This is a genomic window from Microbacterium sp. M (assembly GCF_045181065.1).
Classification (GTDB): Bacteria; Actinomycetota; Actinomycetes; order Actinomycetales; family Microbacteriaceae; genus Microbacterium.
In genome coordinates this window covers 3114378-3126215 of the sequence record NZ_CP173721.1, presented here as the reverse complement: position 1 = coordinate 3126215, position 11838 = coordinate 3114378, and the positions used below count along the sequence as shown (strand labels likewise).

Annotated in this window: 9 protein-coding genes; 2 read left to right on the top strand and 7 right to left on the bottom strand. The window is 67.0% G+C overall.

The window, feature by feature from the left end; translation table 11 throughout:
• Window positions 1–113: 113 nt before the first annotated feature.
• Both ACI7YT_RS15385 and ACI7YT_RS15380 read right to left on the bottom strand, forming a co-directional pair.
• Window positions 114–1466, bottom strand: coding sequence for a DUF222 domain-containing protein (locus ACI7YT_RS15385; RefSeq protein WP_406246651.1), 1353 nt, complete (start codon window positions 1464–1466; stop codon window positions 114–116).
• Between the two features lie 63 nt (window positions 1467–1529).
• Window positions 1530–1958, bottom strand: coding sequence for a MarR family winged helix-turn-helix transcriptional regulator (locus tag ACI7YT_RS15380; RefSeq protein WP_406246649.1), 429 nt, complete (start codon window positions 1956–1958; stop codon window positions 1530–1532).
• A gap of 234 nt (window positions 1959–2192) precedes the next feature.
• Between ACI7YT_RS15380 and ACI7YT_RS15375 the strand changes: the two genes are divergently transcribed.
• Complete coding sequence (locus ACI7YT_RS15375) at window positions 2193–3227, top strand: MerR family transcriptional regulator (protein ID WP_406246647.1); 1035 nt, start codon at window positions 2193–2195, stop codon at window positions 3225–3227.
• 11 nt (window positions 3228–3238) lie between these two features.
• On the opposite strand, the gene ACI7YT_RS15370 is transcribed toward ACI7YT_RS15375, so the two are convergent.
• The 3 genes from ACI7YT_RS15370 to ACI7YT_RS15360 all read right to left on the bottom strand — a co-directional run bounded on the left by ACI7YT_RS15370 (window position 3239) and on the right by ACI7YT_RS15360 (window position 5997).
• Window positions 3239–3721: a DUF664 domain-containing protein gene (locus tag ACI7YT_RS15370; RefSeq protein WP_406246645.1), complete on the bottom strand. Its 483-nt coding sequence runs from the start codon at window positions 3719–3721 to the stop codon at window positions 3239–3241.
• Between the two features lie 90 nt (window positions 3722–3811).
• Complete coding sequence (locus tag ACI7YT_RS15365) at window positions 3812–5413, bottom strand: DUF5060 domain-containing protein (protein ID WP_406246644.1); 1602 nt, start codon at window positions 5411–5413, stop codon at window positions 3812–3814.
• Window positions 5414–5550: 137 nt separating this feature from the next.
• A complete protein-coding gene (locus ACI7YT_RS15360) occupies window positions 5551–5997 on the bottom strand; it encodes a hypothetical protein (RefSeq protein WP_406246643.1) in 447 nt (148 codons plus the stop codon).
• A gap of 145 nt (window positions 5998–6142) precedes the next feature.
• Here ACI7YT_RS15360 and ACI7YT_RS15355 point away from each other — a divergent pair, with 145 nt between their 5' ends.
• A complete protein-coding gene (locus ACI7YT_RS15355; RefSeq protein WP_406246641.1) occupies window positions 6143–7345 on the top strand; it encodes an acid phosphatase in 1203 nt (400 codons plus the stop codon).
• A gap of 51 nt (window positions 7346–7396) precedes the next feature.
• Here ACI7YT_RS15355 and ACI7YT_RS15350 read toward each other — a convergent pair whose 3' ends face one another.
• Window positions 7397–8929, bottom strand: a complete 1533-nt coding sequence (locus ACI7YT_RS15350; RefSeq protein WP_406246639.1) for an alpha-N-arabinofuranosidase — start codon at window positions 8927–8929, stop codon at window positions 7397–7399.
• A gap of 16 nt (window positions 8930–8945) precedes the next feature.
• Window positions 8946–11837, bottom strand: coding sequence for a glycoside hydrolase family 2 TIM barrel-domain containing protein (locus ACI7YT_RS15345; protein WP_406246637.1), 2892 nt, complete (start codon window positions 11835–11837; stop codon window positions 8946–8948).
• Window position 11838 lies beyond the last annotated feature (1 nt).

Below are 11838 nucleotides of genomic sequence, written 5' to 3'. Positions count from 1 at the left end.
GTCCCTCCCAGTCGATCCGCGATTGTCGCGGTGACTACATATGGCTTCGACTATGCCAGATCGGATGCGGCGGACGTGCGTCGAGAGGTCGATCGATCTTCTGGCCGTCGGTGTCAGGCGGCGAGGTTGTAGCGGTGGGTGCCGCCGAGGCGTGGGGTGCGTTGGGGGTCGACTGAGGGTGGGGGGATGAACCAGACTTTCGCGGTGGTGCCGGTGCCTTCGATGCGGATGTCCCATCCGTTGTCGTGGACGCGGTGGTGGCAGTTGTCGCAGAGCAGGACGCCCTTGTTGAGGTCGGTGCGTCCGTTGTCGCGTTGCCACCAGTCGATGTGGTGGGCGCGGGTCATGGAGGGTGGGAGGGTGCAGCCGGCGCATCCGCCGTCGCGTTCGACCAGGGCGAGGCGTTGCGCTTTCGTGAAGAAGCGTTTCTCCCTGCCCCAGTCGAGGATCTCGCTGTCTCCGCCGAGGACGTAGGGGATGACGCCCCCGCCTGCGGCCATGCGGCGGGCGGTGCCGATGCTGATGGGCTGGTCGATGCCGTCGATGGTCGCGTATCCGGTCCCGGTGGCCAGGTCGTCGAGCCCGACCCGGACGATCACGGTCGCACCCGCCAGGGCGGGGGCGTTGGTGTCGCAGCCGAGCGCGTGGGCGGCGAGGTCGGCGAGAGCGTCGGCCTGCAGCTGTCCGATCGTGCGGCGGTCGGCGTCGGGGGCGTCCGGGTCGAGGGCGTTGGCGCGGGCATTGAGGACCGCGGTCACGTACCCTTCGATCGCGACTTTGATCGGCGCGGCGGTGGCGACGTCGATGTCGGCGTCGATGTGGAACCGTCCGTCGCGTTCGAACATGACCAGCCTGTTCTGCGCCCGCGCGGCCTCCTCCCGAGGCAGGACCCCGTCCGGATCCAGATGCGCCTCCGCATGGGTGAGGAGTTTACGGACCTCATCCAACGACAACCCGGCAGCTTTCTCCGCCAGCAGGGTCTCCGCCTGACCGAGGGTTTGCACGTCCACCTTGAACCGCACCCGATCCAACAGGGCGATGATCAACCCCGCCGCCGGCGCCCCGATCGCCCCGGCACCCAACGCGGCCTGCACGGCCGGGTACTTCGCCGGTAACCTGACCCCGAGCAGATCACTGCGCGGCGCGGTCGCCTCCCCGACCTTCACCAGCCGGGAAGCCTCCCCCGACGAACAGCCGGTGACCGTCGCGACGAACTGCCCCGCGGTGCGGAACCCCTGCTGCTTCGCCAACGACTCCGCCCCCAGCTCCGGCCGCGACTCATACGCGATCCGCGCCGCGACCTCCGCCTCCAACCCGTCCACGAGCCGGTGCAGCACACCCAGTTCCGCATTCGCGGCCACCAGGCCCGCCCGGTCCAGATCCGACGCATCCCCGGCCCCCGCCCACACCCCATCGAGGCGGGTAACCGCCTCATGCAGAGCATCCAGATGCGTCGCCGTCGACATGCCCCCACGCTACCCCGACCACACCCAAAAGGGAAGAGATATTCGAAAGAAATATTCGAATGTCTAGCGACTGCGCAGGCGCTCCGTCAGGGCGAGGAGTGCACGCAGTTCGTCGTCGTCGAGGCTCGACATGCGCTCGGCGATCGATCGACCATGGACCATGGCGATGCGACGGAAGGCGCGTGCCCCGGCATCCGTCGCACGGATCAGCGCGCCGCGGCCGTCCTCCGGATCCGGGAGCTTGGTGACGAGCTCGCGCGCGACCATCCGGTCGATCAGGCGCGAGACGCTGGGTTGGCTGATCAGCATGTTCTGGGTGACATCGCGCAGGCGTGCGGTCATGTCGGGGCTGCGCGTCACGGTCAGGAGTACGTCGTATTCGCCCTGCGCGAGGTCGGATCCTTCGAAGTCCGCAGCCATCTCGGAGAACAACTCGTGCTGCGCACGGAACAGGCTCTCCCAGGCGGCGATGGCGAGGTTCCTGTCGGTCACGATCTCAGCGTAGCGGCAACGTGAAGGGCCGGTCGGAGAGGCTTCCGACCGGCCCTTGTCCCTTGCACCAAGAGTGTCCTGCAATCACATGCGGTGGATGCCACAGCAAACATTCACCGTGCGATAACTGTATAACGGGGCGGTAACGAATGCAACGGTTTTGTCACGGTTTCTTGAGTGGGTGGCATTCTCGGGCTTGCATCTCAAGCCGCTTGAGGTCGCATGGTGGGGGACATGGATATTTCAGAAGACACTCTCTACCCCATCGGCGACGTCGCACATCGAACGGGACTCAGCGTCAGCGCCATCCGCTATTACGCGGATGAGGGCCTCGTGAACGCGACGGACGCGACCGACGGCGGCCATCGCCTCTACGACATCGATGCGATCGCCCGCCTCGAATTCGTCCGCACGCTGCGCGATCTCGAGACCGGTCTCGATCAGGTGCGCCGTGTCCTCGCGGGCACGACCTCGTTGAGCGACGTGCTCGCCGAGCACCTGGACGTCGTCGAGAGGCGCGCGACGGACATGCAGGCGAAGCGGGCGATTCTCCGCGCGCTCGTGCAGCAGGAGGGAACGGTCGAACGGGCGAACCTGCTGCGCAGACTGGTGACGATCTCCGACATCGAGCGTCAGGGACTCGTCGACGACTTCGCGGATGACGTCACCGCCGGTCTCCCGCAAGCGGCGATCGACCGCATCCGCGACGTCCGGCCGGTGCTTCCGGCCGACCCCTCGCCCGCGCAGCTCGATGCCTGGATCACTTTGGCGGAGCTGCTGCAGGATGAGCGGTTCCGCGAAGCGACGCGCTCCTATCTGCGTGCGACCTATGCCGAGTTCCCCGGCCCGGAGATGTCTGCACCTCCCGTGCAGGAGTTCATCCACTCGGCCGGCGCCGACCTGACCCGGCGGCTGATGGCGTTCCAGCAAGCCGGATTCGCTGCGGAGGACGTCCAGGTCGTCGGCCTCGCCGCACAGCTGGTCGAACAGCTCGCGCAGGCCTTCGGCGTCGCGGCCGACGGCGACCTGCGGCGGCGGCTTGCGGCTCGCTATCGCGATGTGGCCGGCCTCACGCTCGATGCCTTCCAGGATGCCAAGTACACCGCGACCGAGGGGCGTTACCTCGAACTGGTCTCGATCCTCAACGACCAGCCGCATCCGGATGCGGCTCTCCTCGCCAGCGCCCGCCGAGAGCACGGCGACGAGGACGGGCCGGCTTTCCGGGAGCTCGGCCCCTGGCTGGCGGACGCGATCCTCGGTCCACGGTGACGGTTGCGCCGTCAGTCGCGAATGCTCTCGGCGAGAGGCCGCAGGATGTCGAGCTGTCCTGTGTTCCACGCGAGTTCGACGAGCACGTGCGTGTAGAGGCTCAGAACGGTACGCGGGCTGCGCCCCGTGACGACGTCGTCAAGATCCAGATCGGCGAGATTCGATCGTGAGTGCTCGGAGATTCTCTCGCAGAGCTCCGTGACGGAGGCGATGCTGTCCGTCCTGCGCGTCTTCCACGAGTTCGCCGTGGCGACCGGAAGACCGAGGTCAGCGCGAGGCCGGCCGGTGATGGCCTCTCCGAACCAGACTCCCTCCACATAGGCGGTGTGGCGGACGACTCCGAGCAGAGAAGGCCTGCCGGCCACGGGCGTTGCGCGGGCCTGCTGCTCGGAGAGTCCGTCGAGGCTGCTCAGGATCAGCCGACGGTGCAGGTCGAGACGGGCGTCCAGGTCCTGACGGGTGGTGAAGCTGGAGTCGGCGCGGTGATGGTCCATGTTCCGATGATGGCGAGGAGCGCGAGATATGTGAACCGGCACGCCCGCGCACCGGCGAGACGTCGCCTGCAGTCTCGCCGGTGCGGACGATCAGACTCGAGTGAATCGCACGGCGATCCAGGGGGTGCCCGGTAGCTGGATCGTCGGGCGACTCGGATCCTGCGCTCCGCCGGTGGCTTTGGCAAGCGAGAAGACGCCGATCGGCGTGATGGTCATGTTCCAGGTGTCGATGACGTCGACGTTGAAGGACGTACCGGCACCACTCGGCAGCAGAGCGTTCCATTCCGTCGGTGCATTCCCGCCGAAGTACTTGATGTAGTACTGGCTGTCGACGCCGCCGATGTCGTAGCCCCAGTCGGGCTGGAGCGCGTTGATCCCCGGTGCCGGGCCATCCTCCATGATCTGCTTGAGGAAGGCGAGCCGCGGAGCGCTGGTGCCGTTCAGGGTGCCTCCCTGCCCGAGCCACGAGGTGCTCGGGCTCTGGGCCTCGTTGAGCGTCTCGCCATGGCCGCAGTATGTGCCGCCGACGAACGTGTTCCAGAACCGGCTGGTCATCTCCTCGCCCGACAGCTGGCCCCAGCGCGCATCGATGTTGCCCTCGTAGGCGACCTCGTCGAACACGACCGGCTTGAGTGCGAACTGGCGGTGCAGATGCGCGCGGATGCCGTCCATGGCCGCACCCGAGCTCTGAATGCTGGCGTGCGTGACCCAGTCCTTGCGGGCGTCGTAGTAGATGTTCTTGTTGTGAATCGAGCGCAGGCGTCCGTGCGCATCGACGCTCTTGAGGAGGTCGCCGAGATGGTTCCAGTCGTCGAGCGTCTTGGTCTCGTTGTCGTCGTATTCGTTCGCCATCGACCACCAGACATTCCGGAAAGCGCCGAAACGCGCTGTGATGTAGCGAATGTACCGCTCGTCGTCTGCGCGGGCCATATCGGAGAACCCTATGTCGGCCTTGTAGGGCTGGAACAGCACGACGTCGGCCTGTATGCCGAGCTGCAGCAGGCTCGCGATACGATCCTCGTAGCGCCGGAAGTAGGTGGGGTCGAAGCGCGTCGGATCCCAGTCCCTCGGCCCGGGGCCGGTACGCACGAACGGGTCGACGGATTCGGAGGGCACGTTGGGGAAGAACAGCATCCGGATCTTGTTGAACGGCGACGTGCTCAGTGTCGCGAGCGTCGTCTGGACCTCGTCCTCCGGCTGCTGCGCCCACGAGTACGACGTCGTCCCGATCTGTCGATAGGGTGACCCATCCGCGTGGATGAAGTGGTAGCCGTCTGGCGACACCTGGACCGGACCGTGGTTGCCCGGCGACGGCTCGACGACGCTCACCTTGCCGGACTTGCGCATCGAGCGGACGTTGCTCTCCACACTCCACTTCCACTCCCCGATCTCAGGCGGCGAGAACCGGATGCGGTACGTGCCGCCACCGTCGTAGAACCCCGGCACGGTGATCGCCTGGTCCGCTCGCCGGAAGACGGCGGCCAGTGTGACATCGACGAAGGGGTTCCCCTTGTCGGGACCGTCAAGCACGATCTCGTGCATGCCCCAGCGCTCCACCGCCTGGGGCTTCGCCGCCGATTGTGCCTGTCCTGCAGCCGACGTGGATGCCTGGGCGCCGGTGGGAATGCCGACCGCGGCGGCGGCGCTGAGCACGGCGGCTCCGGTCAGAACGGTTCGTCGTGTGATCTCCATCGATCATCCTCCAGATGATTCCTGTGTCATGGACTTCTGTCCTCGGACACCCTACAAATCGCTGACTATGCTCGCTACCCCGAATGAATATGCATGACGTGATCATGCCGAACGGGGCAGGCGGTGCTCCGCACCGACTACGTGCTCGGCGGTGTCAGGTCGACGCCCTTGGCGTCGGCGAGGGCCTGCAGCTTCTGCATGGAGTCCGTCTCGATGCAGACGCACGCTCGAAGGCCGGCGGCCTCGTCCCGGAGCAGGTAGTAGCTGTTGCTGTCGGTCAGGAACTCGTCGTCGCCGTCGAGGAAGAGCCAGCGCACGCGGACGAGCACGAGTGCGTCCGAAAGCTGGTTCTCCTCGACGAGCTCGTAATCGACCGAGCCGAGGCCGAGTTCTCGATAGACGGGGTAGGCCTGCTTCAGTCCGGTCGCCATCTCTTCGCGTGAGTCCACCGCTCCCGAGAACCGGTCGTCGACGATCATGCCCGGTGTCGACCACAGCTCGGCGGAGGCCTCGGCATCGAACCGCGTCAGTGACGCGGCGTAACGGTCGAAGTAGTCCGTGATCCTCGCCGTGTCGATGTCCATGCAGACGAGGGTAGCGCGGTGGCGTCTCACGGTCGTCAGCGGAAGCGCTCTTGTCCCTCATAATGTTCGAACAATAGAATGTCCAAGCAATTCAATCATGAACGGGTCGACACCCGAGGAAAGGCAGGACATGCAGCACTCGAAGATGAGGACCACCGTCCGCAGCCGTCCAGTCGCAGCGCTTGCTGTCGTACTCACGGCATCCATCGCGCTGACCGGTTGCGCGCCATGGAACGAGCAGGTCGCGGGTGGACGTCCGAACCCGGCGGCCTCTGCCGCCCCTGAGGCGTTCGCGCCCGAGCAGCTCGAGACGGTCTACGCATCGGATCGCACCGTCGACTACGTCCCGCTGCTCGCCGGATTCGCGACCCTCGAGACGAGCTACCCGGAGGTCCTCGAGGAGAACCTCCGGAAGACGCTCGACATCAATCAGAACGCCGGCCCGGAGGAGTCCGCGGCGGCGATCGTCGACGAGTACGGAGACATGTCCTACACGATGGGAAATGCATTGGGGGAGGAGCTCGGTGCGATCTACCAGAGGGCGTGGGAGGAGGGGCGTCTGCCCAAGACCGTCGAGCTGATCCACAAGGACGGTGGCCGTGCGCAGAGTGAGTCGACGAACCCGTCGAAGGACTACTTCGACTACGACCGCCCCTACATCGTGGCGCCGGACGAGGTCGTCTATCGCGACAAGGACGGCGGTGACGCCTACAGCTCCACGAGCGGCTCCTACCCGAGCGGGCACACGAATCAGGCCTACTGGCAGGGCACGCTCCTCGCGACGCTGCTGCCCGAGCTGTCGGCACCGATCCTCGCGCGGACGTCCGAATCCGGCAACTATCGCGTCGTCATGGCGATGCACTACCCGCTCGACATCATCGGCGGCCGGATGATGGGCCAGGCGGCCATCGCCAAACGGTGGGCCGACCCGGAGTTCCGTGAGCTGCTGGAGGCGGCCAGCGCCGAGCTCCATGCCGTCCTGGAGGCCGACTGCGGTGCGGCACTGAAGACGTGCATCGCCAGGGACACCCCGTACCTGAAGAAGAAGGACGCGAACGAGCTCTACCGCGAGCGTCTCACCTACGGTTTCGCGCAGATCGGACAGGGCGGCGTCGAGATGGATGCGCCCCGCATCGCGGCCGCTCTGCTCATCTCCAGCCACCCCGACCTCACCGAGGCGCAGCGCCTCCAGGTCCTCGAGGAGACGGCGATCGACTCCGGCTATCCGCTCGACCTCAGCGTCCACTCGACGTCATCGTGGCAGCGGATCGACCTCGCGGCGGCGATGACCGCCACGGTCTCCGTCGATGGCAAGGGGCGTGTGCACGTCAGCAGCGGCAAGGGCTGAGATCGTACGACGAGGGCCGCGGACGCCGTCCGCGGCCCTCGTCGTACGGGGTCACACCAGGCGGATCGCCATCCAGGACACGGCCGGCAGTTCGATCGTCAGGATGCCGTCGGCGATGGTCGCGTCGGCCTCACCGACGCCCACGCGCTCGACGTCGCCCAGGACGTTGCGCGCGTACACGTCGTCCTCGTGGAGCAGGTGGGACTCGATGATCGACACGTCCATGCCCAGCTGTCGTGCGAGCGGGGCGAGATCCACGCGGAGAGCGGTCGCCTCCGTCAGCGAACGGTTCACGACGAACAGCGAGACGCCCTCGTCGTCGATCGTGGCGACGGCGTTGACGGCGCGCACGTCGCCGAGCTCGTCCGATGCGACGGTGCTGCCGTTCACCGGCACCTGCACAGCGGAGCCCCGCGCCAGACGCGAGGTGATCGAGAAGGGGAAGAACGTCGTCTGCCGCCACGCCGGCCCGCCCGGTTCCGTCATGATCGGCGCGATCACGTTGACGAGCTGCGCGAGGGACGCACTGCGCACCCGGTCGGCATGCTGCAGCAACGTGATCAGCAGATCGCCGAAGACCACGGCATCCAGAGCGCTGTACTGGTCTTCGAGCAGGCGGGGTGCCACTGGCCAGGCGCCGCCCTTGAACTCATGCCCTGACTCTGTGCCGTCCTCCTTGAAGAGGTACCAGACGTTCCACTCGTCGAACGAGATCATGATGCGCTTGTCGCTCTTCTTGGTCGCCGCGACGCTGTCCGCGATCGCCACGACCAATTCGATGAACCGTGCCATGTCGGCGCCGGACGTGAGGAACGCCTGCGCGTCGCCCCCGCGCTCCTGGTAGTAGGAGTGGCAGGAGATGAAGTCGACGTCGTCGAACGTGTGCTCCAGCACCTGTCGCTCCCACGATCCGAACGTCGGCATGTCGCGTCCTGACGAGCCGCACGCGACCAACTCGATGCCGGGGTCGACCATCCGCATGGCCTTCGCGGTGCGGGACGCGAGCTTTCCGTAATCCTCCGCATTGCGATGCCCGACCTGCCACGGGCCGTCCATCTCGTTGCCGAGGCACCACATCTTCACGTCGAACGGCGTCGGGCGTCCGTTCGCGGCGCGCTGCTCGGTCCACCACGTCCGCGCATCCGCATTCGCATACTCGAGCAGGTCCAGCGCCTCCTCCGTGCCACGGGTGCCGAGGTTGATGGCGAGCATGAGGTCGCTGCCGACGCGATCCAGCCACGCCTGGAACTCGTGCAGCCCGACTTCGTTCGTCTCGGTCGAGTGCCAAGCCGGGTCGAGGCGACGGGGGCGCTGCTCCTTCGGTCCGATTCCATCCTCCCAGCGGTACGCCGAGACGAAGTTGCCTCCGGGGTAGCGGATTGTCGAGACGCCGAGCTCCTTGACGAGTTCGATGACATCCGTGCGGAAGCCCTCCTCATCGGCGCTGGGATGGCCCGGCTCGAAGATGCCGTCGTAGATGTGGCGCCCGAGATGCTCGACGAATCCACCGAAGAGACGGCGATCGATATCGGCGATCGCCAGACTCGGATCGAGGCGGGCGGTGGCGGTGCTCTCAGTGGTCATGGTGCGTCCTTCGACATCAGAGGGGTTCGTGACGGAGCAGGAGGGAGAGGGCCCCGGCCTGCGCGGGCAATCGGTAGCGGGGCAGCACGCCAGGGCCGCAGGTGGCGGTGCCGACACCCGACTGGGCGAGGTCGATCGACACGAACGTGCGACCTTCGTCCGGAAGCTCCCAGTTGTGCGCGGTGGAGGCCAGGGCCTCGCGGCTGTGCCTGGACACCGTCAGGGCGAACGGCTGATCGAGCGTCGACACGTGCAGGATGCCCAGGGTGGTCCGGATCCGAGCCTCACGCACCCCCATGCGCGACCCGCTCTCCTGCGGACGCACATTGTCGACCGTGAGGTCATCAGCCGTGATGCTCCACCACCCGAACCGCGCGCCCGAGCGCAGATCCGGGTAACTCGGCATCGGGCCGTATCCGGCGATCTCCGCGCCCAGTGGGGCAGCGTCGAGGATGAAATCGAGGCCCAGCCTCGCCCACTCGGTCGTCCACGTCCTGTTCGGTTCGATCTGCGCGTCCAGCCGCACGGCGTCGCCGGCGTCGGTCCACGAGAACCGCGTATCGACGGCGCTGTCCAGGATCGGCGTGCCCGTCCGGGTGCGCACGATGAGCGCTGGCCCCGCGACACCGACATCCTGTACTCGCGTCATGAGGCGGTCGATGCCGGCCCCGCGCCAGCGGTCCGCATACGACGGGAGATCGGGTTCGTCATCGCCGAGGTCGCGGTCGTTGTCCGTCGGAGCGCGCCAGAGTCCGACCGTCGGACCGCTGAGCTCCAACGCGCCGAGCCGGGTCAGCCGCCCCGTGTGCGGATCGAAATGTGCGGGTCCCACCCGGTCCGCGCTCGACGCGGCCGTCCTCGGCGCGACACTCGTCGGTCGCCCGGCTCGCACATCCTGGCCGCTCGCGAGCACGTGGCCTGCGGCAGACCAGGAGGAATCCGCTCGCGTCACCGCCTCGACGGTGATGACGTCTGCGACGAGGGAGGCCTCATCCGTCCGGCACTCATCGGGCAGATCGATGGTGACACTCGTCCTGGCCGGGCAGGCGGCGACCTCCAGTACGCCGGAGGCTCGCACGTCGCCGTCGATGACACGAGAGAAGCGCAACAGAACGTGATCGAGGCCGAGGACGTCGTACCTGTTCTCGATCTGCACCGTTCGCCGCGCCGCATTGACGGTGATCGCCACCGGGGCTATCACGGCGGCATAGTGCAGCAATCCCGGCCGCGGGTTGCGCTCGGCATCCACGAGCCCGTCGATCACGAAGTTGCCGTCGTGGACGATCTCACCGAAGTCGCCGCCGTACAGGATCCGGCTCGTGCCGTTCGGACCGTCGACGGCGATGCCGTGCTCGATCCATTCCCACACGAACCCGCCCGCCAGCCGCGGGTACTCCTCGAAGAGGTCCCAGTACTCCTGCAGGCCGCCGGGTCCGGTGCCCATTGCATGCGCGAATTCGCACTGGAGGAAGGGCAGCGTGCGGCGGTGCAGCTCCGACGCCGTCGCTTCCGGGGGTGCAGGCCTGAGCGTCTCTTCGCCGATCTCGCGGACCTCGGCGTGCGGGGCGTACATGCGAGAGTAGACGTCGACGTAACGGCTCTCCCTGTCGCCTTCGTAGTGGATCAACCGGCTCGGGTCGGCGGCCTTCGCCCAGCGGGCCATGGCCTCGAGGTTCTCGCCGACGTGCGCCTCATTGCCCAGGGACCACATGATGACGCTGGCATGATTCTGGTCGCGACGGACGGTTCGTTCGATCCGGTCGAGGAACGCGTCTCTCCAGATCGGATCCGCGCTCGGGTTGCGCCGCCATCCGACGTGCTCGAATCCGTGCGTCTCGAGATCGCACTCGTCGATGATCCAGAACCCGAGCTCGTCGAACAGATCGAGCACCTCGGGGTGCGGAGGGTAGTGGGAGGTGCGCACCGAGTTGATGTTGTGCCGTTTCATCAGCAGCAGCTCTTCACGGGCTGCGTCGTGGTCGAACACGCGGCCGTGACGCGCGCGGTGCTCGTGACGGTTGACGCCGCGCAGCATGATCGGCATTCCGTTCACATGCAGTTCGGCGTCGCGCACCTCCACCCGACGGAACCCCAGGCGCAGCGTCACCGATTCGGACTCGGTCGCGAGGACGGCGTCATAGAGGCGCGGCTGTTCGGCCGACCACGGTTGGACGGCGCCGACAGGGATGATCTCGGACACTGCCCGGTCGATACCCAGCTCGGGGATGCTCAGGCGGGCGTCGGATGCGGCATCCACTTCCAGCATCACCGAGCCCGTCCCCGACAGCGGGTCGAAGTCGGCGCGTGCGAAGACGTCGCGGATGCCGCCGGCCGGCCGGGCGAGCAGAGCGACGTCGCGGAAGATCCCCGGAAGCCACCACATGTCCTGGTTCTCGAGGTAGGTGGCGTCGCTGAACTGCGCCACCCGGATCGCCAGCCTGTTCGCCTCCGCTGTCAGGATGCCGGTGACATCGAACTCGTGCGTCAGCCGGCTTCCGCGGGTCGTGCCGAGCAGGACATCGTTCAGCCAGACCTCGGCGGCCGATTCGATGCCGTCGAATCGCAGCCACTGCTCCGCGTGCGTCAGCACATCGCCCGACGCCGCGAACTCCAACCGGTAGTCGCCGATCGGATTCGCGTCCGGGGGGAACGGGGGATCGACGGGGAACGGCATCTGCACGTTGGAGTACGCGGGCGAGCCGTATCCCTGCAGATTCCAGTGCGCGGGGACCTCGATGTCTCCCCAGTCCTCCGTATCGGCCGTGCGCCAGTCGTCCGGTGCGCTGCGCAGGGTCGGCGAGACCCGGAAGCGCCAGATGCCGGCGAGAGATTGATGCGGCGCATCCGAGTGCAACCGCGCGCGTGCAGGCAGGGATCCGGACCCAGAGCGAGTGGTCGAGATGTCCATG

What these genes read in the sequence shown, in the direction of transcription:
- ACI7YT_RS15385 (WP_406246651.1), bottom strand. Translation starts at nt 1,466, where the DNA reads ATGTCGACGGCGACGCATCTGGATGCTCTGCATGAGGCGGTTACCCGC.
- ACI7YT_RS15375 (WP_406246647.1), top strand. Translation starts at nt 2,193, where the DNA reads ATGGATATTTCAGAAGACACTCTCTACCCCATCGGCGACGTCGCACAT.
- ACI7YT_RS15370 (WP_406246645.1), bottom strand. Translation starts at nt 3,721, where the DNA reads ATGGACCATCACCGCGCCGACTCCAGCTTCACCACCCGTCAGGACCTG.
- ACI7YT_RS15365 (WP_406246644.1), bottom strand. Translation starts at nt 5,413, where the DNA reads ATGGAGATCACACGACGAACCGTTCTGACCGGAGCCGCCGTGCTCAGC.
- ACI7YT_RS15360 (WP_406246643.1), bottom strand. Translation starts at nt 5,997, where the DNA reads ATGGACATCGACACGGCGAGGATCACGGACTACTTCGACCGTTACGCC.
- ACI7YT_RS15355 (WP_406246641.1), top strand. Translation starts at nt 6,143, where the DNA reads ATGAGGACCACCGTCCGCAGCCGTCCAGTCGCAGCGCTTGCTGTCGTA.
- ACI7YT_RS15350 (WP_406246639.1), bottom strand. Translation starts at nt 8,929, where the DNA reads ATGACCACTGAGAGCACCGCCACCGCCCGCCTCGATCCGAGTCTGGCG.
- ACI7YT_RS15345 (WP_406246637.1), bottom strand. Translation starts at nt 11,837, where the DNA reads ATGGACATCTCGACCACTCGCTCTGGGTCCGGATCCCTGCCTGCACGC.